General features: G+C 40.1%; 18 protein-coding genes, 15 tRNA genes and 3 rRNA genes. 3 read left to right on the top strand and 33 right to left on the bottom strand.

Annotated features, from left to right (window positions below; genetic code table 11):
• Nucleotides 1-182: 182 nt before the first annotated feature.
• From ACWNMZ_RS05825 to ACWNMZ_RS05695, 27 genes are all read right to left on the bottom strand, one after another.
• The gene (locus ACWNMZ_RS05825; protein ID WP_251629278.1) at nt 183-1,862 is read right to left on the bottom strand and encodes an SWIM zinc finger family protein; all 1,680 of its coding nucleotides are present in this window, start codon (nt 1,860-1,862) and stop codon (nt 183-185) included.
• Nucleotides 1,863-2,383: 521 nt separating this feature from the next.
• Nucleotides 2,384-2,653, bottom strand: a complete 270-nt coding sequence (locus tag ACWNMZ_RS05820) for a DUF3368 domain-containing protein (RefSeq protein ID WP_202908298.1) — start codon at nt 2,651-2,653, stop codon at nt 2,384-2,386.
• On the bottom strand, nt 2,637-2,879 hold the full coding sequence (locus ACWNMZ_RS05815; RefSeq protein ID WP_031536486.1) for a hypothetical protein: 243 nt from the start codon (nt 2,877-2,879) through the stop codon (nt 2,637-2,639). Before ACWNMZ_RS05815 ends, ACWNMZ_RS05820 begins: the two co-directional genes overlap by 17 nt.
• A complete protein-coding gene (locus ACWNMZ_RS05810) occupies nt 2,863-2,994 on the bottom strand; it encodes a hypothetical protein (RefSeq protein WP_449598494.1) in 132 nt (43 codons plus the stop codon). Before ACWNMZ_RS05810 ends, ACWNMZ_RS05815 begins: the two co-directional genes overlap by 17 nt.
• Before the next feature lie 47 nt (nt 2,995-3,041).
• Nucleotides 3,042-3,179 (bottom strand): hypothetical protein, encoded by a 138-nt coding sequence (locus tag ACWNMZ_RS05805; RefSeq protein ID WP_251629279.1) that lies wholly within the window; start codon nt 3,177-3,179, stop codon nt 3,042-3,044.
• Between the two features lie 617 nt (nt 3,180-3,796).
• Nucleotides 3,797-3,878 (bottom strand) — tRNA-Leu (locus tag ACWNMZ_RS05800).
• 20 nt (nt 3,879-3,898) lie between these two features.
• Nucleotides 3,899-3,984 (bottom strand) — tRNA-Leu (locus ACWNMZ_RS05795).
• Nucleotides 3,985-4,015: 31 nt separating this feature from the next.
• Nucleotides 4,016-4,089, bottom strand: a tRNA-Cys gene (locus ACWNMZ_RS05790).
• A gap of 10 nt (nt 4,090-4,099) precedes the next feature.
• Nucleotides 4,100-4,174: transfer RNA gene (locus ACWNMZ_RS05785), tRNA-Gly, on the bottom strand.
• Nucleotides 4,175-4,177: 3 nt separating this feature from the next.
• Nucleotides 4,178-4,252: transfer RNA gene (locus tag ACWNMZ_RS05780), tRNA-Gln, on the bottom strand.
• 43 nt (nt 4,253-4,295) lie between these two features.
• Nucleotides 4,296-4,371, bottom strand: a tRNA-His gene (locus ACWNMZ_RS05775).
• Between the two features lie 19 nt (nt 4,372-4,390).
• Nucleotides 4,391-4,464 (bottom strand) — tRNA-Trp (locus ACWNMZ_RS05770).
• Nucleotides 4,465-4,471: 7 nt separating this feature from the next.
• Nucleotides 4,472-4,555: transfer RNA gene (locus ACWNMZ_RS05765), tRNA-Tyr, on the bottom strand.
• An 8-nt stretch (nt 4,556-4,563) separates the two neighbouring features.
• A tRNA-Phe gene (locus ACWNMZ_RS05760) sits at nt 4,564-4,639 on the bottom strand.
• A 30-nt stretch (nt 4,640-4,669) separates the two neighbouring features.
• Nucleotides 4,670-4,746, bottom strand: a tRNA-Asp gene (locus tag ACWNMZ_RS05755).
• 3 nt (nt 4,747-4,749) lie between these two features.
• Nucleotides 4,750-4,823 (bottom strand) — tRNA-Met (locus tag ACWNMZ_RS05750).
• Nucleotides 4,824-4,833: 10 nt separating this feature from the next.
• Nucleotides 4,834-4,909 (bottom strand) — tRNA-Val (locus ACWNMZ_RS05745).
• A gap of 20 nt (nt 4,910-4,929) precedes the next feature.
• A tRNA-Glu gene (locus tag ACWNMZ_RS05740) sits at nt 4,930-5,004 on the bottom strand.
• Between the two features lie 14 nt (nt 5,005-5,018).
• Nucleotides 5,019-5,110: transfer RNA gene (locus ACWNMZ_RS05735), tRNA-Ser, on the bottom strand.
• Nucleotides 5,111-5,114: 4 nt separating this feature from the next.
• Nucleotides 5,115-5,189: transfer RNA gene (locus ACWNMZ_RS05730), tRNA-Asn, on the bottom strand.
• A 12-nt stretch (nt 5,190-5,201) separates the two neighbouring features.
• Nucleotides 5,202-5,318 (bottom strand): 5S ribosomal RNA (gene rrf / locus ACWNMZ_RS05725).
• A 162-nt stretch (nt 5,319-5,480) separates the two neighbouring features.
• Nucleotides 5,481-8,415 (bottom strand): 23S ribosomal RNA (locus ACWNMZ_RS05720).
• A gap of 474 nt (nt 8,416-8,889) precedes the next feature.
• A 16S ribosomal RNA gene (locus ACWNMZ_RS05715) occupies nt 8,890-10,437 on the bottom strand.
• The 16S, 23S and 5S rRNA genes sit together here with 15 tRNA genes alongside, the layout of an rRNA operon.
• Nucleotides 10,438-10,727: 290 nt before the next feature.
• Nucleotides 10,728-11,600, bottom strand: coding sequence for a nucleotidyltransferase-like protein (locus ACWNMZ_RS05710; RefSeq protein ID WP_251629702.1), 873 nt, complete (start codon nt 11,598-11,600; stop codon nt 10,728-10,730).
• A 280-nt stretch (nt 11,601-11,880) separates the two neighbouring features.
• Nucleotides 11,881-12,336, bottom strand: coding sequence for a peroxide-responsive transcriptional repressor PerR (gene perR / locus ACWNMZ_RS05705; protein ID WP_269320393.1), 456 nt, complete (start codon nt 12,334-12,336; stop codon nt 11,881-11,883).
• Between the two features lie 387 nt (nt 12,337-12,723).
• Entirely contained in the window at nt 12,724-13,194 is a 471-nt protein-coding gene (gene bcp, locus ACWNMZ_RS05700; RefSeq protein WP_031539768.1) for a thioredoxin-dependent thiol peroxidase, read from the bottom strand.
• Between the two features lie 70 nt (nt 13,195-13,264).
• Nucleotides 13,265-13,669: an ion channel gene (locus tag ACWNMZ_RS05695; protein ID WP_031539766.1), complete on the bottom strand. Its 405-nt coding sequence runs from the start codon at nt 13,667-13,669 to the stop codon at nt 13,265-13,267.
• 218 nt (nt 13,670-13,887) lie between these two features.
• Here ACWNMZ_RS05695 and ACWNMZ_RS05690 point away from each other — a divergent pair, with 218 nt between their 5' ends.
• Together ACWNMZ_RS05690 and ACWNMZ_RS05685 are read left to right on the top strand one after the other, a co-directional pair.
• Nucleotides 13,888-15,192, top strand: coding sequence for a glutamate-1-semialdehyde 2,1-aminomutase (locus tag ACWNMZ_RS05690; RefSeq protein WP_031539763.1), 1,305 nt, complete (start codon nt 13,888-13,890; stop codon nt 15,190-15,192).
• 382 nt (nt 15,193-15,574) lie between these two features.
• Nucleotides 15,575-16,660: an FUSC family protein gene (locus ACWNMZ_RS05685; RefSeq protein WP_031539762.1), complete on the top strand. Its 1,086-nt coding sequence runs from the start codon at nt 15,575-15,577 to the stop codon at nt 16,658-16,660.
• Between the two features lie 39 nt (nt 16,661-16,699).
• On the opposite strand, the gene ACWNMZ_RS05680 is transcribed toward ACWNMZ_RS05685, so the two are convergent.
• The 5 genes from ACWNMZ_RS05680 to fabL form a co-directional block, all read right to left on the bottom strand.
• Nucleotides 16,700-18,448: an ABC transporter ATP-binding protein gene (locus ACWNMZ_RS05680; protein WP_031539759.1), complete on the bottom strand. Its 1,749-nt coding sequence runs from the start codon at nt 18,446-18,448 to the stop codon at nt 16,700-16,702.
• A gap of 385 nt (nt 18,449-18,833) precedes the next feature.
• The gene (gene ntdP, locus ACWNMZ_RS05675; RefSeq protein ID WP_031539758.1) at nt 18,834-19,364 is read right to left on the bottom strand and encodes a nucleoside tri-diphosphate phosphatase; all 531 of its coding nucleotides are present in this window, start codon (nt 19,362-19,364) and stop codon (nt 18,834-18,836) included.
• A 188-nt stretch (nt 19,365-19,552) separates the two neighbouring features.
• A complete protein-coding gene (locus ACWNMZ_RS05670) occupies nt 19,553-19,816 on the bottom strand; it encodes a YgaB family protein (RefSeq protein WP_031539757.1) in 264 nt (87 codons plus the stop codon).
• A 234-nt stretch (nt 19,817-20,050) separates the two neighbouring features.
• On the bottom strand, nt 20,051-20,230 hold the full coding sequence (locus tag ACWNMZ_RS05665) for a gamma-type small acid-soluble spore protein (RefSeq protein ID WP_251629704.1): 180 nt from the start codon (nt 20,228-20,230) through the stop codon (nt 20,051-20,053).
• A gap of 138 nt (nt 20,231-20,368) precedes the next feature.
• Nucleotides 20,369-21,112, bottom strand: coding sequence for an enoyl-[acyl-carrier-protein] reductase FabL (fabL, locus tag ACWNMZ_RS05660; RefSeq protein WP_031539753.1), 744 nt, complete (start codon nt 21,110-21,112; stop codon nt 20,369-20,371).
• Between the two features lie 118 nt (nt 21,113-21,230).
• Here fabL and ACWNMZ_RS05655 point away from each other — a divergent pair, with 118 nt between their 5' ends.
• Nucleotides 21,231-21,455, top strand: coding sequence for a hypothetical protein (locus ACWNMZ_RS05655; RefSeq protein WP_031539751.1), 225 nt, complete (start codon nt 21,231-21,233; stop codon nt 21,453-21,455).
• 22 nt (nt 21,456-21,477) lie between these two features.
• Here ACWNMZ_RS05655 and mutY read toward each other — a convergent pair whose 3' ends face one another.
• Entirely contained in the window at nt 21,478-22,587 is a 1,110-nt protein-coding gene (mutY, locus tag ACWNMZ_RS05650; RefSeq protein WP_031539750.1) for an A/G-specific adenine glycosylase, read from the bottom strand.
• Between the last annotated feature and the right edge of the window lie 139 nt (nt 22,588-22,726).

Raw genomic sequence — 22,726 nt, 5'->3', positions numbered from 1 at the left:
ACATAGTTGATAAAGTAGATGAGGGAGAAATAAGTATGATTGTCCCTTGGCACTCTGCAGACTGCCTTTTCGATTCATTCGTTTGCGCCGCGGTCCCAAATTCTTGTTCTTATTTTCCTTCTTCTTCCCCATTACTAATAACCTCAAATCTTTATTCACTATTGCAGCATTGTTCAAACAGATTATCTTTTTCTAGCAAAAGCGAAACTCACTTTTTCCAGTTCATCTATAAATGCCGGACGCCTTTTATTTTTTAGTTTTAGCTCATCAATGATGTCAGTTGGCTGTCCTAGACTACAAGCCTTTCTATATTGTTTTATTATGGAAGCAACGCTTTGATATTGCTTCCGATTAGAAGCAGCTTCTGCTTCCTTTCGGATATATTCAATAAAAAGATTGTTCACCTCATCAGGGTATCTTTCTTCTAAATAGGGATAAAGTTCTGTGATCGTGGATGCCTTGGCTTTACAATATTCAAGAATATGCTCCGTTAAATTTTCTTCTTTTATAATAGAAAGGTATGTGTAAGAACGATTCTTTTGGCTTTGGAACCAGGCAATTATATTTTTTAATTTTACTTGCCATTCATCCGGTGAGTAAAGTCCTTTTAATTCTGCATAATAGTTAAAATCGTCGTGTTGTAAAAACTCTAGTGCTAGTCTTTTTTGTTTATCAATGTCACCCATCAGTTTATACGCTTGATAACGATATTCTTTAAACTTTTTAACAGATCCATTACACTGGTTTGCTGCCTCTCTTTCCCCATCTAATGCAAGCTGAATGGCTTTGTTATATTCTCCTTTTTGCATTGCTTTTGTAATTGCCTGTTCACGAAAATAGGGGTGAACAATATTTTCTTCAATAAATCGTTCCGCTTTTTCATCCTCATCAAAATTTTCAATTATCTTTAGCTGAAGTTTTTTCAATTCAATTATTTCATAACTCGAACGCCAAGAATCTGTAGATACGGTTTTCATCATTCTTGATAACCGTTCTTCTAATGTTCTGCGCAATTCCTCTGCTGCACAAAAGTGCACACATACCCTTAATAAATCAATACGCCACTCACACCAATCGTCATATCTTTCGTTCATAGCTTCTTTAATCAGCGTCTCAAAAAGCTCTGCTTTTTCATGTAATGGGAATTCATCTATTCCCTCACAAATAGCCCGATCAATCGTTTCAATACTCCAAGATATGACCATTCCAATTGAACCACTTGAATCATCTGCGTATTCTAACATTTCAACCGCATTCGCTAAGACGGTTATTCCTAATAAAACAGCTGTTTTGTAATTTCCTTCATCCGCTTTCGTTCGGGCTTTTTCCAAGACCATATCAGCCCCCTCAAGGGCGTAATCAACCTGATTCCATTCGATATAGCCCTTTCTACTAGCTCGACGTATATATTCTTTAATTAATCGATCACTCGATAAAAGTTCATTTTCACTTTTTGAATAGATAAATAATAGCCTTTTTTCAATATCCGGGCGTTCATCCGCGATTTCAAGAAGGATACGTATAAGTTCCTCTTTATCTAGACTTTGTAGCAGTGAGGGCAAGTCCTGCTTTATTTCCCCTGGTATAGGAACACCCTTCTGCTCGCGAATAGCAAAAAGGACTGCTGCCATATGTTTGCATAATTGATCGTAGTCGTAAGGACAGTCGCACGAAATTTCAGTAACATCCTCATTCTCACTTATAACCACATGTACATTATACATTTCCGTACCGTCGACACTTGCGACGTAATGATGTCCATCATCTGTTTCAAGACTAGTAATCAATTTACTGTGATAATAATCCAGGCCACGCCCAAGAATATGCTCCTGAAAGTAATTTTCAAAATTTGATAAATGCATCTCATTACACCCCTAGTGAAGATTTATTTCGTTTTTTTCAAACTCTTTGAATCATCGTTTATCATTAAAGAGTTCACAGGCACCAAAGTACCCATGTAATTAAGGAACCGTGGGAAGAGATGAGAAAAGACAATTGATACCTATGAAAATTTACAGGCTTATTTGAAGTTAAGATCATTGTGGTTTATGATATATGAAGGTTCCGATGCACGAACATCGACGTCAGCATCAGTTATTCGCGGTGCTGGTGGCTAATTTAATACTTGCAAGAAATAAGTAACTCACATTACTTTGCGGCCAGGTTATGTTACTTTTTTATAAGTAGATAGAAGTTCTAAGTCGCTTTGTAATAGTCTTATTATAATAATTGGTTACTCTAAGCGTAACTGTTCACAAACTTAACTTCCTGAATTTATATTTACAACAAAATAAGCCCAGTTAACTTTAGCTGGACCATGATAACAGTTATTTGAATTTCACCAGTAAATTATATGCTGCTGACATTTCTGTGTGATGACCATTTAATTTTCTCCAACTTCCATTAGTAACTGGCTAATTAGCTTTTCGGATATCCGAAACTTTTTCGAAACTAACAATTCTATCAGTGGTTTAATTTCATTAATCATTTCTTTTTGTTTCGCAAGTTTTAAAATACCAAAAAGACCTAATGGTTTTAGCATTAATGTTTCAGCAAAATTCCTTGCAGACTTTTCATCAATAATAACAATACTCACACCTAGTTCCTTGGCTCCAACGATTACTTCTAGCTCTCCTTTAATGCAAACGTCCATAAGACTTTACTACAAAACCTTGATCTTTTACTTCATGGACTTTTATTAACCCCTTAGCCACAGCATCTCTTAATTCTTGTTTCCCGATTGCTTGTTCACTACCTTGTTTCACAACTTCATTATAAACTTCTTGTGGAATATAGATATCAAACAGTTCCCACAGAAGATCAAGACGACCAATGATAGATAGCCCAATAATAGGACTAGTATTACAAATCGCTTTCATCTTGTTTTCCTTTACCATCTTCTTTTAGAATAAAATCAATCGTTTCATCATCTTGCTTTTTATGTTCCTCTGTATACTCTGCCCAATGAATATTATGATTAATTAAGATTTGAATAAAATCTGATATGCTTTTACCACCCAGTTCAGCTGCTCGTGCAAGTGTTATTTTCTCGCAGTAAACAAATACAAGGCTAGTGATATATTAACATCTTCATCAATTGAATTTACATGTGCCCCTTTTAGAAAAGGTATGAATTCAGGATTAATTCCAACTTTTGCTTTTGATTCATCCATAGCCAATGGTACATTCCTCCCTTGAACTCCTTCTATCATTACATTATAACAATTAATGAATACTAACAGAAGAAATCTATTCGTAAAAGTCATAAAGTTACAAAAAAAACAATTAACCATGTTCAAAATAAGACCCATTTAGTTGAAATAACATCTCCGAATTGTATTTCAGGTCGGATTTCAGCTTGGACTAAAATACTATCTATATTAGATAGACGATGAAAATCCCGATCATAATTGGAATTTGACTTAGTATTTCTTACTATACCTGCTTTTTTACACTCTTTACAAAGATGTTCACGGTGACCTCTACCGCTAAATTTTTCATTAGACAGAAAAACCCCACATCCTTTGCAGAAATGGCCTTGTTTCCTACTTTTCACTCATAAAACTGCCCATTAATAGTTATTCAAACCTTACCTAATTATATTTTATCACCTTCGTAAAACCCATACGCTATTAAGCATTACTAATTTTTCTTGTGTAAAATTTGTGTAAAATGATTTAAAAACCTACCTTAGTCAGCCGTCTTCCCACAAAACAAAAAACACCCACAAACATTGATATATCAACATTTGTGAGTGTTTTATCGTTTCTTAAATTAACTCGCTTTTACTTGGAGATACCGGTGGTCGGGGTCGAACCGACACTCCAGAAGGAACACGATTTTGAGTCGTGCGCGTCTGCCAATTCCGCCACACCGGCGCGCTTATAAGTTTTGGTAATGCCGAGGACCGGAATCGAACCGGTACGGTAGTCACCTACCGCAGGATTTTAAGTCCTGTGCGTCTGCCAGTTCCGCCACCCCGGCGTAATATAATTAGGAAACTTAATAAGCATTATGGAGGCGGCAACCGGATTCGAACCGGTGGTAAAGGTTTTGCAGACCTCTGCCTTACCACTTGGCTATGCCGCCATAATATTCTTGGAGCGGAAGACGGGATTCGAACCCGCGACCCCCACCTTGGCAAGGTGGTGTTCTACCACTGAACTACTTCCGCAAATGGCTGGGCTAGCTGGATTCGAACCAACGAGTGACGGAGTCAAAGTCCGTTGCCTTACCGCTTGGCTATAGCCCAATACTATTTATATGCAATAAAATAAAAAAAGTGTCAAAAAAAATGGGGCGAATAATGGGAATCGAACCCACGAGTGTCGGAGCCACAATCCGATGCGTTAACCACTTCGCCATATCCGCCATAATAATTAATAAAAATTGGCAGGGGTAGTAGGAATTGAACCCACACCAAAGGTTTTGGAGACCTTCGTTCTACCTTTAAACTATACCCCTGTATAGATGGTGGAGGGGGACGGATTCGAACCGCCGAACCCGAAGGAGCGGATTTACAGTCCGCCGCGTTTAGCCACTTCGCTACCCCTCCGACATAAATGGTGGCTCAGGACGGAATCGAACCGCCGACACAAGGATTTTCAGTCCTTTGCTCTACCGACTGAGCTACTGAGCCATAATTTATTGCTATTGATTTTTTTAAAAATGGCGGTCCGGACGGGACTCGAACCCGCGACCTCCTGCGTGACAGGCAGGCATTCTAACCAACTGAACTACCGGACCAGATTGCGGGGACAGGATTTGAACCTGCGACCTTCGGGTTATGAGCCCGACGAGCTACCAGACTGCTCCACCCCGCGATAATAGTAATGGTGGAGGATGACGGGATCGAACCGCCGACCCTCTGCTTGTAAGGCAGATGCTCTCCCAGCTGAGCTAATCCTCCATAAATATAATGATATGTATTGGTGACCCATACGGGATTCGAACCCGTGTTACCGCCGTGAAAGGGCGGTGTCTTAACCGCTTGACCAATGGGCCATATGAAAAATTAATGGCGGAGAGCAAGGGATTTGAACCCTTGAGACAGGGTTACCCGCCTACACGATTTCCAATCGTGCTCCTTCGGCCACTCGGACAGCTCTCCAATATGGCTCCGCAGGTAGGACTCGAACCTACGACCGTTCGGTTAACAGCCGAATGCTCTACCACTGAGCTACTGCGGAATAATATGGTATGCCTGGCGACGTCCTACTCTCACAGGGGGAGAACCCCCAACTACCATCGGCGCTGAGAAACTTAACTTCCGTGTTCGATATGGGAACGGGTGTGACCTTCTCGCTATCGCCACCAGACTTTTCTCAAGACATATTTTATTATACATGTTTTTGAGATTTTTTCAAGTATAATTTTGAAAAATTATTCCCTGAAAACTAGATTATGAAGTAAAAGAAAGAAATGAGTAATCATTATTGTCCAGCTCCAACGCCGATAAACAGGCGTTGGAGCTTTTCATTTTAGTTAAGTCCTCGATCTATTAGTATCAGTCAGCTCCACATGTCGCCACGCTTCCACCTCTGACCTATCAACCTGATCATCTTTCAGGGATCTTACTAGCTTACGCTATGGGAAATCTCATCTTGAGGGGGGCTTCATGCTTAGATGCTTTCAGCACTTATCCCTTCCGCACATAGCTACCCAGCGATGCCTTTGGCAAGACAACTGGTACACCAGCGGTGCGTCCATCCCGGTCCTCTCGTACTAAGGACAGCTCCTCTCAAATTTCCTACGCCCACGACGGATAGGGACCGAACTGTCTCACGACGTTCTGAACCCAGCTCGCGTACCGCTTTAATGGGCGAACAGCCCAACCCTTGGGACCGACTACAGCCCCAGGATGCGATGAGCCGACATCGAGGTGCCAAACCTCCCCGTCGATGTGGACTCTTGGGGGAGATAAGCCTGTTATCCCCGGGGTAGCTTTTATCCGTTGAGCGATGGCCCTTCCATGCGGAACCACCGGATCACTAAGCCCGACTTTCGTCCCTGCTCGACTTGTAGGTCTCGCAGTCAAGCTCCCTTGTGCCTTTACACTCTACGAATGATTTCCAACCATTCTGAGGGAACCTTTGGGCGCCTCCGTTACTTTTTAGGAGGCGACCGCCCCAGTCAAACTGCCCACCTGACACTGTCTCCCACCCCGATAAGGGGTGCGGGTTAGAATGTCAATACAGCCAGGGTAGTATCCCACCAATGCCTCCACCGAAGCTAGCGCTCCGGCTTCCAAGGCTCCTACCTATCCTGTACAAGCTGTACCAAAATTCAATATCAGGCTGCAGTAAAGCTCCACGGGGTCTTTCCGTCCTGTCGCGGGTAACCTGCATCTTCACAGGTACTATAATTTCACCGAGTCTCTCGTTGAGACAGTGCCCAGATCGTTACACCTTTCGTGCGGGTCGGAACTTACCCGACAAGGAATTTCGCTACCTTAGGACCGTTATAGTTACGGCCGCCGTTTACTGGGGCTTCAATTCAGAGCTTCGCGCGAACGCTAACCCCTCCTCTTAACCTTCCAGCACCGGGCAGGTGTCAGCCCCTATACTTCGCCTTGCGGCTTCGCAGAGACCTGTGTTTTTGCTAAACAGTCGCCTGGGCCTATTCACTGCGGCTCTCGCAGGCTTGCACCCGCAAGAGCACCCCTTCTCCCGAAGTTACGGGGTCATTTTGCCGAGTTCCTTAACGAGAGTTCTCTCGCTCACCTTAGGATTCTCTCCTCGCCTACCTGTGTCGGTTTGCGGTACGGGCACCATCAATCTCGCTAGAGGCTTTTCTTGGCAGTGTGGAATCAGGAACTTCGGTACTATATTTCCCTCGCCGTCACAGCTCCGCTTATGTGGTAATGGGATTTGCCTCATTACCGGCCTAACTGCTTGGACGTGCTAATCCAACAGCACGCTTACCCTATCCTCCTGCGTCCCCCCATTGCTCAAATGATTGAAAGGTGGTACAGGAATATCAACCTGTTGTCCATCGCCTACGCTTTTCAGCCTCGGCTTAGGTCCCGACTAACCCTGAGCGGACGAGCCTTCCTCAGGAAACCTTAGGCATTCGGTGGATGAGATTCTCACTCATCTTTCGCTACTCATACCGGCATTCTCACTTCTAAGCGCTCCACCAGTCCTTACGGTCTAGCTTCAACGCCCTTAGAACGCTCTCCTACCACTGACATCATTAGATGTCAATCCACAGCTTCGGTGATACGTTTAGCCCCGGTACATTTTCGGCGCAGAGTCACTCGACCAGTGAGCTATTACGCACTCTTTAAATGGTGGCTGCTTCTAAGCCAACATCCTGGTTGTCTAAGCAACTCCACATCCTTTTCCACTTAACGTATACTTTGGGACCTTAGCTGGTGGTCTGGGCTGTTTCCCTCTTGACCACGGATCTTATCACTCGTAGTCTGACTCCCAAGAATAAGTATTTGGCATTCGGAGTTTGTCTGAATTCGGTAACCCGATGGGGGCCCCTAGTCCAAACAGTGCTCTACCTCCAATACTCTAAATCTTGAGGCTAGCCCTAAAGCTATTTCGGAGAGAACCAGCTATCTCCAAGTTCGATTGGAATTTCTCCGCTACCCACACCTCATCCCCGCACTTTTCAACGTGCGTGGGTTCGGGCCTCCATCCAGTGTTACCTGGACTTCACCCTGGACATGGGTAGATCACCTGGTTTCGGGTCTACAACCACATACTATTTCGCCCTATTCAGACTCGCTTTCGCTGCGGCTCCGTCTTATCAACTTAACCTCGCATGTAATCGTAACTCGCCGGTTCATTCTACAAAAGGCACGCTATCACCCATAAATGGGCTCTAACTACTTGTAGGCACACGGTTTCAGGATCTATTTCACTCCCCTTCCGGGGTGCTTTTCACCTTTCCCTCACGGTACTGGTTCACTATCGGTCACTAGGGAGTATTTAGCCTTGGGAGATGGTCCTCCCTGCTTCCGACGGGATTTCTCGTGTCCCGCCGTACTCAGGATACACTCTGGAGGGAACGAAGTTTCGACTACAGGGTTTTTACCTTCTACGACTGACCTTTCCAGATCGATTCGTCTACCCCGTTCCTTTGTAACTCCATATAGAGTGTCCTACAACCCCAAGAGGCAAGCCTCTTGGTTTGGGCTAATCCCGTTTCGCTCGCCGCTACTCAGGGAATCGCGTTTGCTTTCTCTTCCTCCGGGTACTTAGATGTTTCAGTTCCCCGGGTCTGCCTTCAGTACCCTATGTATTCAGGTAAAGATTCTATCCCATTACGGATAGAGGGTTTCCCCATTCGGAAATCTCTGGATCAAAGCTTACTTACAGCTCCCCAAAGCATATCGGTGTTAATCCCGTCCTTCATCGGCTCCTAGTGCCAAGGCATCCACCGTGCGCCCTTTCTAACTTAACTTAGTTTCGACCAAAGATAAGCGGCGTATCTCTTCGTCAGCTTCCTTACTCTGCTCCTCACGTACTAGCGTACGCTCCGGTGCTCGCTCGGTCGCTTCCTTGACCTACTTGCTTCTCTTTGCTCTCAAATCTTTGAAAGAGTATTCGATTGATACGATTACTTTTCAAAGAAATAATTCTCTAAAATAGAGAATCTAAGATGGCGATTACTCGGTTTCTTTCTTGTTTTTACTATTCATAATCTAGTTTTCAAGGAACAATTTCGGCTAAAGATAAACTTCGCATCTCTTCGTCAGCTTCTTCGCTCTGCTCCTCACGTACTGTTGTACGCTCCGGTGCTCGCGCGTTTGCTTCCTTGATCTACTCGTTTCTCTTTACCCTCAAACTTATTACTGTTTTTGAGGAATTGCTCCCTCAAAACTGAACAACAAATCGTCAACAATCTTTGATGGAATGTACATTCCATTTTCCTTAGAAAGGAGGTGATCCAGCCGCACCTTCCGATACGGCTACCTTGTTACGACTTCACCCCAATCATCTATCCCACCTTAGGCGGCTGGCTCCAAATGGTTACCCCACCGACTTCGGGTGTTACAAACTCTCGTGGTGTGACGGGCGGTGTGTACAAGGCCCGGGAACGTATTCACCGCGGCATGCTGATCCGCGATTACTAGCGATTCCAGCTTCATGTAGGCGAGTTGCAGCCTACAATCCGAACTGAGAATGGTTTTATGGGATTTGCTAGGCGTCACCGCTTTGCTGCCCTTTGTACCATCCATTGTAGCACGTGTGTAGCCCAGGTCATAAGGGGCATGATGATTTGACGTCATCCCCACCTTCCTCCGGTTTGTCACCGGCAGTCACCTTAGAGTGCCCAACTAAATGCTGGCAACTAAGATCAAGGGTTGCGCTCGTTGCGGGACTTAACCCAACATCTCACGACACGAGCTGACGACAACCATGCACCACCTGTCACTCTGTCCCCCGAAGGGGAACGTCCTATCTCTAGGAGTGTCAGAGGATGTCAAGACCTGGTAAGGTTCTTCGCGTTGCTTCGAATTAAACCACATGCTCCACCGCTTGTGCGGGCCCCCGTCAATTCCTTTGAGTTTCAGCCTTGCGGCCGTACTCCCCAGGCGGAGTGCTTAATGCGTTTGCTGCAGCACTAAAGGGCGGAAACCCTCTAACACTTAGCACTCATCGTTTACGGCGTGGACTACCAGGGTATCTAATCCTGTTTGCTCCCCACGCTTTCGCGCCTCAGCGTCAGTTACAGACCAAAGAGTCGCCTTCGCCACTGGTGTTCCTCCACATCTCTACGCATTTCACCGCTACACGTGGAATTCCACTCTTCTCTTCTGCACTCAAGTCCCCCAGTTTCCAATGACCCTCCACGGTTGAGCCGTGGGCTTTCACATCAGACTTAAAGGACCGCCTGCGCGCGCTTTACGCCCAATAATTCCGGACAACGCTTGCCACCTACGTATTACCGCGGCTGCTGGCACGTAGTTAGCCGTGGCTTTCTGGTTAGGTACCGTCAAGGTACAAGCAGTTACTCTTGTACTTGTTCTTCCCTAACAACAGAGTTTTACGATCCGAAAACCTTCATCACTCACGCGGCGTTGCTCCGTCAGACTTTCGTCCATTGCGGAAGATTCCCTACTGCTGCCTCCCGTAGGAGTCTGGGCCGTGTCTCAGTCCCAGTGTGGCCGATCACCCTCTCAGGTCGGCTACGCATCGTTGCCTTGGTGAGCCGTTACCTCACCAACTAGCTAATGCGCCGCGGGCCCATCTGTAAGTGACAGCGTAAACCGTCTTTCAGCTTTTCTACATGTGTAGAAAAGGATTATCCGGTATTAGCTCCGGTTTCCCGAAGTTATCCCAGTCTTACAGGCAGGTTGCCCACGTGTTACTCACCCGTCCGCCGCTAACTTTAAAAGCAAGCTTTTAAAGTCCGCTCGACTTGCATGTATTAGGCACGCCGCCAGCGTTCGTCCTGAGCCAGGATCAAACTCTCCAATAAAGAGTTGATTAGCTCATTGCTAAACTCTAGCTTTTTATTACTTGTTGTCATTCTATAACATTCGTTATAAAACGATTATTGTTGACGTTTGTTTGTTCAGTTTTCAAAGAGCAATTTAGTTAGTCACTCAAGAAGCGACTTTCCTAATATAACATCTATCAACATTCACTGTCAATAGTTTTTCAAAAAAACTTTTCCCGTCGTTTACTTCAACATTTCGTGTTGTTTCAGCGACGGATATAAATATAACATTATTCCAACATAATGGTCAATACTTTTTTAAAACTTTTTTAGTTTTTTTCTAAAACCTTATAATATCGATGATAAACTCCGGGACTTTTCGTTGAAACATTAACTACCTCTATTAAATGTTTATCGATCAAATATTCTAAAAGCATCCCTAGATCAACTGCATAAATAAAAAGTTCTTCTTTTTCTAATAGCTCATTAAATGTCCAAGTTTCCTTTTCTTTTAATATATCTAGAATATGGCTTGTACTTGATCTCATTCTGGAATGAATTAAGAATTCACTTGCTAAGAATAATAACTCAAGCCTTTTTTCAATCGGCTCATCACTATTTACTAGCTCTACATATAATTTATAGATTTCTGGCTCTATTTGTTTTACTTGGCTCCAAACGGTTACCTCTGGATGGAATCCATTTTCAATCACAGCTAAACGTGCTAAGTGATGTAGGGAGTGAACAATATCATTATAAGCGTCAAGATAATGCTTATTTTCAAAGAAAGCTTTCCCGTCCATATATCGTTTAATAAGCTTAGCGAATTCTAACGCCATCTTTTGTTTTCGTTCGTTAACGGGAAATTCCTTTAACTCATTTTTGAGTTGATAGATATATTCGTTTCGATCGAAAACAACTCTTCCATTGTATATCCATTCAAATATTCTTTTATTATTCCCCAATAAAATCCAATTTCTTAATTGTTGTTCTGTGACAATATGCAAAGCTGCTTTCTTTTCCGCATAAGTATAGTGCTTTATAAAAACAGGGTGTTCTGCTTCTTTTACAATAATTAGCATCACCGTATCAAAAGTATCTGTCACGGTCATTTCATTTTGTTTTTTATCAATGATTAATACGCCCAATGTATTTGTCTGGCTAGCTCTTTCTTGATATATAGGACGAAGAATATCTTCCATCGTTATTCCTCCATCTCCATGAATAAATTTTATTCGTTTCGTATTATTTCGACATTTTCTATTAAAATCCTGCCCTATTTCCATGGCATACATGAAATCTTACTACAACTTCTAAAAAAATAGTATTACTTTTTTTCTTTATATTCCCCATCTATTATTTCCGTATAATGAAGAACCTTCTTTAGGAAAACAGAAAAAAGAGGTATCTTTTTAAGATTAACCTTCGCATGCATTTATACGAAAGCTAATCTTAAAAAGACAACCTCTTCTATTTCTTACATTAGTGCGCTTCTTTTTTAGCACAATCAGGACAAGTACCGTAAATTTCTAGACGGTGGTGACTGATTTTAAATCCTGAAACATGGCTGGCAAATTGTTCGACCTCATCCAGTCCTGGATAATGGAAATCAACTATTTTGCCACACTCTTTACAGATAATATGATAATGGTGAGAAGTAATGAAATCAAACCGACTAGAAGAATCTCCATATGTCAGTTCCTTTACTAAATTTACTTCACGAAAAACTCTTAAATTATTATAAACAGTGGCTACACTCATATTTGGGAATTTACCTTCAAGTGCTTTATAAATTTCATCGGCAGTCGGATGTGACATTGAGCTTATTAAATATTCAAGTATCGCATGACGCTGCGGGGTAATGCGCACTCCTGTTTCTTTCAGCTTGTCAAGAGCTTCCTGTAACTCATTATGCTCGCTATGCTCATTATGTTCCACGGACATGCACCCCATTTCTAAAAGATATTCTTATTTTATAATGTTTATAAATAGTGTACTAATAATAGGTGGGTTTTGTCAATACAGTTACTGTAATAACGCCGTTTATAGATGAATAAACCGTTTAAAATAACAACGATAATGATTATTTAACAATACAAACTATTAGATAATAGCAGTTGCCTGATTGCTATTGATAATACACTTTCATTATATGCATGTCACGCGCTACTTTTCACCAGAATTTTTATCCAATTCTCTTTTTATTCTAAAAAAAGACCAACGAACGCTTCGTTGGCCACCGACATATATATGAGGAGGTATATGCTCACTATACAATATGCTTATCGCTCCCTAATGAGTGGACAAAAGTCCCTAGCTTTAAAATTAGGCTTCGATTTTTTCTAATGCTTGTTTTATTTCGTCTACATGGCCAGCCACTTTCACTTTACGCCATTCCTTAACGAGCTTGCCTTCTTTATCAATCAAGAAGGTTGATCTTTCAATCCCCATATATTCTTTTCCAAAATTCTTTTTCCATTTCCATACATCGAAGCTTTCTGCAACTTCATGATTTTCGTCGGATAGTAATGGAAATGGCAACTCGTGCTTTTCGATAAACTTCTTGTGCCTTGAAATCGGATCAGGGCTAACGCCAAGTACCACTGTATGAAAGCCTTTAAAATCTGCATGGTTATCGCGGAAGTCACAAGCTTCTGTTGTACATCCAGGTGTCATATCTTTTGGATAAAAGTATAAGACTACATTCTTTCCTCGAAAATCTGACAGTTTTATTTTTTCTCCATTATCTGCTTGTAGTTCAAAATCTGGTACTGTATCTCCCAATTGAATCGACATCGTATCCCGCCTTTCTTTTCCTATACCAAGCGTACCGAATTTACTTGGATGAAGCAAGAAAAGGAGTTTGCTAATGATTCAAATCTAGGACGGCTCTTGTGACAAAGGCGGCTGGAATCGTGTAGCCTATTAATGCCTCGATAAGAACGATCATTCTTCCGATTCCAATAGGCATTAAATCACCAAACCCTACAGAGAATAAGGTGACACCACTAAAATAGATGCTAGTGTGTAACGTATGAAAGAAATCATAGTTTAGAGAAGGAGTCTGTCCATCATTATATACAGGGATTCCATTCATTTGAAACAACGTATAGATTAAGCCAAAGCCAATCATAATGGTGATATAAACAAAAATTAAGTACATAAAATTTTCAAAGGATACCCATTTTTCTTTTACGCGGTAAGGAACAAACAATGTTCTTAAGCTCATCGCAATAAAAAAAAGGATTAAAGCTAATAAGACATAAAACATCTCCTTACCCCCTTACTTTATTGCTGCACGTCCTTAAATACTCCATCATTAATATTTATGCTTGTCTAAGGTAATTATGCGTTTATCCAGTTACACCTATTGGGATCGTATGAAAGTTGCCTGTTGTTTAAAAGCTGTTTCCCTTTATCTTCTTTCAAAAAGTGCTAAAATGAGGGAAGGTATTCTATACAGAATGTTACGATTTATAGGAGGTTTATATGTTACATACCAATTCAGAACGATTACATGAAGAAGCTTTAGAGATTATTGTCGGAGGTGTCAACAGTCCTTCTCGCTCTTACAAAGCCGTTGGTGGCGGATCACCGATAGTGATGGAAAAAGGGCAAGGTGCATACTTCTTTGATGTAGACGGAAATCAATATATCGATTATTTAGCTGCATATGGTCCTATTGTGACTGGACATGCTCACCCACATATCACAAAGGCAGTCACTCGTGCAGCAGAAACAGGACTACTATTCGGTACTCCAACACCCCATGAAGTAAAATTTGCAAAAATGCTTCAGGAAGCAATCCCTTCCATGGAAAAAATCCGTTTTATGAATTCTGGAACAGAAGCCGTGATGACAACGATTCGTGTTGCGCGTGCTTATACTGGCAGAAACAAAGTCATTAAATTTGCGGGCTGCTACCATGGTCACTCTGATCCAATGCTAGTTGCAGCAGGTTCTGGACCTTCTACACTTGGCACTCCAGACTCTGCGGGTGTTCCTGCGGTAATTGCAGCTGATGTCATTACTGTTCCTTTCAATGATTTAGATGCCTATAAAGATGCCTTGGATAAATGGGGAGATCAAGTAGCAGCTGTTCTTGTGGAGCCAATCGTTGGAAACTTCGGTATCGTGGAACCTGTGGAAGGATTTTTACAAGGAATCAATGAGCTAACACATGAAGCTGGCGCACTTGTTATTTATGATGAGGTAATCACCGCTTTCCGCTTCACTTACGGTGGAGCACAGGATTTATTAGGCGTTTACCCCGACTTAACTGCCTTAGGAAAAGTAATTGGCGGCGGTCTACCAATTGGCGCTTATGGTGGTAAAAAAGAAATTATGGATCAAGTTGCACCAGTTGGACCAGCATACCAAGCAGGAACTCATGCCGGAAACCCAGCATCCATCCAAGCGGGCATTGCATGTCTCGAAGTATTAAAACAAGAAGGCGTATACGATTATCTAGATAAACTAGGCGCATTATTAGAAAAAGGTATTTTAGAAGCAGCTACTAAGTACAATGTTCCAATTACACTCAACCGTCTAAAAGGAGCACTTACTGTCTTCTTTACGACGGAAAAAGTATACAACTACAAGCAAGCAGAAAGCACAGATAGCGAAATGTTCGGCCGCTTCTTTAAACTATTAGTAGAACAAGGAATTATGCTAGCACCATCCAAATACGAAGCATGGTTCCTCACCATCGCACACACAGAAGAAGACATCGAAGCAACCCTACACGCTGTAGATCAAGCATTCGCTTCATTACAAGAAGAGTATAAATTTTAAATAGTTGTAAGGAAAAAGGTTCAGAGGAATTCTGGACCTTTTTTTATTTTCACAAAGGGGATCTTCCTCTTATAAATTAAAAAGATTAGAAGCTTTTTCTAATTTCCAACCACAGATAAATGAAGCGAACGCCTGTAGCGGAAATCAGCATCCCATTAAAACGTTTCACACCTCGAATATCGTTTAAATCCATTTCAATTTTAACAACAATATGTCCATTTTTTTAAAATCCATCGAAAAAAGAAAAAATCCGGCATTAGTCTATTGAAGTTAGCATCTAATCACTGTATAGTACATTATTGTGTTTACTTTTCGTGTTTTCCGCAAAAAGTAAGGGGTATAAGAAAATATGTTATTACGTTAAAGAAAGGAACACTTATTTATGACATTAGGAGCGCGTATTCTGAAAACAGGAATCGCCATCGTTTTAGCTTTATTTCTAGCACAACTATTAAATGCACCAACTCCTGTTTTCGCAGGAATTTCTGCCATTTTCGCCATACAACCAACCGTCTATCGTTCTTATTTATCTATCATTGAACAAGTGCAAGGGAATATCATCGGCGCCATTATAGCAGTAATATTTGTATTAAGCTTTGGAAACAACGTCTTTATTATCGGACTTGCTGCCATTATTGTTATTACTATTAACTTAAAATTAGGCTTAGAAAAGACGATTACCTTATCTGTTGTTACATTAATTGCGATTATGGAATCACCTACAGATGATTTCATCACATTTGCGATTATTCGTTTCTCTACCGTAATGCTAGGGATTCTGTCTTCATCAATCGTCAATCTGATTTTTCTACCACCTAAGTATGAAAATAAATTGTACAACCAAATTTCCGATATGAGTGAGGAAATAACAAAATGGATTCGCTTGAACATTAGACATGCATCCGAGCACAGTCTTTTAAAAAATGATATTGATAAAATGTCCGACCGGTTAATGAAAATAGACCAGTTATATATACTGTACAAAGAAGAACGGAATTACTTCAAAAAAACAACCTTATTAAAAACGAGAAAGTTAGTGATTTATCGGCAAATGATTGCAACATTAAAAAAATCATTTCAAACATTGAAAAAGATTCATCGCTATGAAAATGAGTTATTGAGTTTACCTGAATATTTTCAAAATATTATTCAGCAACAACTCGATTGTCTGATTCACCACCACGAACATGTGATGCTAAAATTTATTGGAAAGGTAAAGCCACATGTTATTTTTGAAGAAGGTAGCATTTCCCTTGACCGAAACATGCTATTCCAAGAATTGATGCAGTACTACAAGGAGACAGAGTCACTTGTCCACGAAAATGAAGAAGAACTAAAGCAATATCATATGATGCAAATCGTTTCAGCCATTATTGAGTATGATGAGAATGTGGAGCATCTTGATACATTGATTACCTCTATCCAGGTTCATCATAACCATGAAGCAGAGGTAACAATTGAAGAATAAAAAAACGATCCAGAGCGAAAATGCTTCTGGATCGTTTTTTCAATTCCCCAATTGCTGTATTTGAAATAGATCATGATAATGACCTTGTAATTTCATCAGCTCATTATGTGTGCCATCTTCCATGATTTTTCCGTGTTCGATTAAAACAATTCGATCTGCATGGGTAATCGTGGAGAGTCGATGGGCAACAATCAAGGTTGTTCTATCTTTTGCCAGTTCTTCAAGGGATTCTTGAATTGATTGTTCACTTTCCAAGTCTAAAGCAGAGGTTGCCTCGTCCAAAATTAAGATAGGTGGATTTTTCAAGAAAACGCGAGCTATCGCTACTCTTTGTTTCTGTCCTCCACTTAATTTCACTCCTCTTTCTCCAACTTTCGTTTCATAACCTTCTGGCAGCTGCATAATAAAGTCATGGGCATTCGCAGCTTTTGCGGCGGCAATCACTTCCTCTTCCGTCGCATTTGGTCTCCCAATCATAATATTTTCTCTAATGGATTCACTAAAGAGAATATTTTCTTGAAGAACCATTCCAATATGATCCCTTAAGGAACGAGCTTGTAAATCTCTTATATCTTTTCCATCTAAGAGAATCCTTCCACCTGTCACATCATAGAATCTTGGTATAAGACTAATTAACGAAGATTTTCCGCCCCCACTCATTCCAACAAATGCGATAGTCTCCCCTGGCTTAATATGTAAAGAAACATTATCTAATACTTTCGGATCCTTTGTATCATAGGCAAAATCAACCGCTTCAAATGCAATGTCACCTTTTACATTTGCACAAGGAATGGCATTTGGCTTATCCTGAATATCATATTTTTCATCAATCAAATCAAATACTCGATCCATTGAGGCAATCGATTGGGTTAATGTTGTCGAAGAATTCACTAATCTTCTTAATGGATTATACAATCTTTCAATATAGGCAAAAAATGCAATCATAGCCCCTAAAGTTAGATCACCATTTAATACTTGATAGCCAGAATAGGCAATCACAAACAATGGAGAAATATCGGTAATCGTATTAACAACCGCAAATGCTTTAGCATTCCACTTCGTATGATTGACCGCTTTTTCTAAGAAGGCATTATTATATTTTTGAAAATGCTTTTGTTCATGATTTTCCGTAGCAAAGCTCTTAATAACAGAAATTCCTTGTACCCTTTCATGCAAAAAGCTTTGTACTCCTGCTAGCGCCTGTGACCTTTCTCTTGTCAGCGTCCGTAAATTTCCAAAGAAATAACTCACGGAGAAAGCATAGAAAGGCAATAAAATGATGGAAACAAAGGTTAGCTTTATATTCATCGTGAACATGATAGCTATTGTAATCAATATTGTTACGGCATCTAACCATAAATTCATTAATCCTGTTAAAATAAAGTTTTTCGTTTGTTCGACATCATTTATTACACGGGAAATAACTTCTCCTGCCCGGGTATTAGAATAATATTTTAAACTTAATTTTTGAAGATGCATAAATAGCTGGTCTCTAATATCATATAGAATTTTATTAGAAGTCCATTGTGCGAAATATTGACGATAATACTCGATTGGTGGCCTTACTACGATAAAAATAATCGTCATGATGATCATAATCGTCCATAAATTGCTCATTTTAGTTGCCTGTGCTAAGTCTGGATTATTGATTATGTCATCGATTACGTACTTTAATAGCAATGGTATTAATAGCGGGATGGCAAATTTAACAATGCCGATGATAATGGTGCCAATGATTTGCCACCGATATGGCTTTACAAAAGCCATATATCTTTTAATACTGTCCACATATACTCCCCTCTCTATGTTGCCTTTGTTCTATTTCCTTTTTGGTAGTTTTGAAAACTTGTTTTGTGTTTGGCTTTGTTTACAGCTGTTAGGAAAACTTAGTGATTTCCTCTGTTACTTTTTCATTTTTCATGCTGGAATGGGCATGAAAATGTTGGCTTCAGTTACCTTTTGCTGTTTTTACCAGATGAATCGGGCACTGAAATGTTCTCTCTCAGGTTACCTTCCAAACTATCCCAACCACAATGCAAGCATTGATAATAAATCACACAATCTCTTCCATAACTAACTCTTTGATAACAATGAATCATTTTATCATTATTCGAAGCATATGCATAAGAAAAAAGCCTGCTGAATACCAACATGCTTTTTTCAGTCATCCATATTAACTTCTGTACGTTAAGTATCTTTCATACCACAAATCAACAAAATCTGGTGCAAAGGGACCTTTTCTTTGTCTTATCCATTGTATTAATTGATTTACTTGCGACTTTAAAATATGATCGATGACATCTGGATATTTCATTTCTTCACGGTGACGTTCATATTCATCCTCATCTAATAAATTGAATGTCATATCCGGGAAAATTTTGATGTCCAAATCATAATCAATATATTTAAGTGCCTCTCCATCGTATATAAATGGTGAGCTTAGGTTGCAATAATAATGAATGCCATCTTCTCTAAGCATGCCAATGACATTAAACCATTGTTGTGAATGAAAATAACAGATTGCAGGTTCACGCGTTACCCACGTTCTTCCATCTGATTCTGTAACAATTGTACGATCATTACCACCTATAATTAAGTTTTGCGTCCCTTTAAGTATCGTTGTTTCGTCCCAGATTCGATGGATGTGCCCATTATGCTTATAACTGTGAATTTGTATTGGTTCACCCTCGATAGGTACGCCCATTTTTATTTCTCCCCTACTTTCTATTTACGGACGCTTTGTAACCTGTTACATACTAAAAGCGATTCATTATTTCATTTAAGGCAACAAAGTACGATTCCTCTTTTTTCTTATTATAACGGTTATCTGGTAAATTTAAAACAAAAGAACCATTGAAATTACACAATGGTTTCAAATATTCCATATTTTTTTTATGAACTCGATGATAGTTTTAGCTCATTTTCTTGATAGACTCGAATGACTTTTTCTGTTTGCAATTCAAAAATTTGTTGTATTTGCTTAAGTTCTACTTTCATTTTGCCAATTTCTATTTGCACTTCTTTTAATTCGGTTTCTTTTTGCAGCATTTGTAATTGTGCTTCAATTTCTTCGCACCGCTCTAATTCTCCTTGTAAATATAGTAGTTTTTCCATTATTCGCATTTGCTCTCCAACTAAACCGTTAAATACATCCATGAAAAAACACATCCTACTCTTTATTTTTAGGTTCGGTAATACTTTATTTATCATCTTTCTTTAACTATTTCTGTGTATGTATGATTATTCCTTTGACTACTTCTGTAGACAAAGAAGAAGTTTTGTCGAACTATTTTTATTGTAAGCGGCACCGTATATTAAAAAAATTAATAATAGCTATTTCCATAAAAAGCAAAGGGCACTCTCCCGTAAGTGAAGTGCCCTTTGTTTGCATTATTTGCTTGTGTTTTGAGATTTTTTAGCTTCAGCTTGTTGGTTAGCTTTTCTTACTTCTGAAGCGTTTGTTTCGCTTGCAAATTCAGTACCAAATTGACCTTGGCCTGCTTGAGCGTTTTGTTGTTTTACTTCTTGGATGTTAGTTCCTGATTGAGTTACACCAGATTTTTTAGCCATGAATATCACCTCCACGCCTATTAATTTGTCCCAGACATTTCGGTTCTATCCAAAGTTTTTATTTTCCAATAAAATCCAATTTTTTCTCTAAAGAGAAAAAAGAGAATCTTCCTCAGAAGGAAAATTCCCTTTTCTTACTTACACTAATAACGAAATACCACCATCCACAATAATCGTTTGCCCTCTTATCATACTAGCGTCATCGCTTACTAAAAACATAACTGCGTTCACTAGGTCTTCCATTTCCACCATTCTTCCCGCTGGCGTTTTATCTGCTGCCGCTTGAAGCAATTCTTCTCTATTTGGGAAATGTGTTAATGCTTCTGTATCAACAGCTCCACCAGAAACAGCATTAACCACAATATTTTTTGGAGCTAATTCTACTGCTAAATATCTAGTCAACGCTTCTACTGCCGCTTTACTTACCCCAACAGTCGTATAGTTTTCTAAATAGCGAATCGCTCCTAATGAACTGATGCTGACAATCTTGCCGCCTTTATCCATTAATTTCGCCGCTTCTTGCGCACAGAATAATAACGCTTTACTGTTAATATTCATTGTCCAATTCCAATGAGACTCTTCTAATTCCATAATTGGTCGTAACACACCAGATGCTGCGTTATTAACGAAAACATCCAAACGCCCGAATTCTTCTTTCACTTCTGCGAACATTGCTTTAATTTTATCAACATCCCCAACATTCGCTTTTACTAAAAGAACTTTTCTTCCTAATGCCGTTATTTCATCGGCTGTTTCTTGGGCAGCCTTTCTGCTTCTTGCATAGTTAATAACGATATCATAGCCCTCTTTTGCTAATCGAATCGCTGTTGCTTTTCCTATTCCTCTACTGCTTCCTGTAATTAATGCTACTTTGTTTGTCATTCTTTTAATTCCTTTCCCATCCATTTACTTTTCATTTTACCTCTATTAATGCATAGTTCGCAAACAACATTCGCACAATAGATATAGATATGCTTAAGGTAAAGGAAGGTATTGGATAATGTATGTTGGTAGAGATATGACTGAATTAGCAATGATCGCTAAAGGCGAATGGAAGGATAACGAGCTTGCCTACTTCCATCATTCCTTACAGCAAATGACTCCCTATTTAAATAGCGAAGGAGCAAGTATTCATCGTGAAATTATCGTGGAGATTGAAAATAGAGGCGGCTTAAAAAGAAACGAAGCAGATTATACACATGGAACAGAAGTGAACGATGATTAAAAAACAAGGGGACCAACTGTGGTCACCCCTCGTTAATTTGCTCTGATAAAAACTTCAGCATCTTTTGATGAGACACTGGGAATGGGAATGGCTCTATCTCTTCGGAATTCACTTTTCGTAGATCTTCCCTTTCCTCTTTCAAATCAATCAATTTTCCACTATAGACATTGATATTCCAAATCAAATGGGAAAAGACATGTTCAATTCTTGTAATCATTTCGCCAACTTCTACTGTTGCTTGAAAGTCTTCCAAAAGCCTTTCCTCTAGCTGCGCTTTCTCGCTTTTTAACACTTGAACGATTTCCATATTAGGAAATTCCCATAGATTTGCAAGCAATCCTGTGCTAGGTCGCTTATGAATCAATGTTCTTCCATCTTCATCTGTCAAAACGACAGCAGCAAGCTGGATTGACTTTTGCTTCTTGCTTTTCGTCTTAACCGGCAGTTCCGTTACTGTTCCTTCATCAAATGCATGACAATGCTCTCTAACAGGACAAAGCAAACAAGACGGCGAAGTAGGTGTACAAATTAAGGCACCTAGCTCCATTAAGGCTTGATTAAAATAGGATGGATTCTCATGTGAAATCAGGACGCGCACGGCTTCTTCAAAAGTTTTTCTCGTTTTCGGCTTGGCAATATCTTCCCAAATCGAAAGAATTCTAGATAAGACCCTCATAACATTTCCATCAACAGCAGGTTCTGGAACACCATAGGCAATACTTAAAATCGCTCCCGCCGTATACGGGCCTACTCCCTTTAAGCCAGAAATTTCTTTTGGCGAATCTGGCACTTTGCCCTCATACTTTTCATGGACTTCCTTTACAGCGGCATGAAGGTTTCGTGCTCTTGAGTAATAGCCTAACCCTTCCCAAGCCTTTAATACCTTCTCTTCTTCCGCAACTGACAATGCTTCAATTGTTGGAAACTGAGAAATAAATCGGTTAAAATAGGGAATAACCGTATCAACCTTAGTCTGCTGAAGCATTATTTCAGACACCCATACTTTATAAGGATCCTTATCCTTTCTCCATGGAAGATCTCTTTGTTCCTCGGTAAACCATTTTAATAAATCTTCTCTAAATTGCTCTACATTCACTTGGTTCTTTATCATTTCTTGCCTTTCTGTCACCATAAACCTCCATATGTTAATTATTAATTTTTTTGGGAATAACAATGTATAGACTTCTTTTTATTCTATTGGACATAACATGCATCATAGGATGAAATGGGATAGAATGAAAGTATGAAAAATCTTACTAACAAGTGATATC

This window comes from Niallia sp. Marseille-Q9988, from assembly GCF_976954375.1.
Note: the sequence above shows the minus strand (reverse complement) of the source record. Positions and strands in the feature narration are given on the sequence as shown.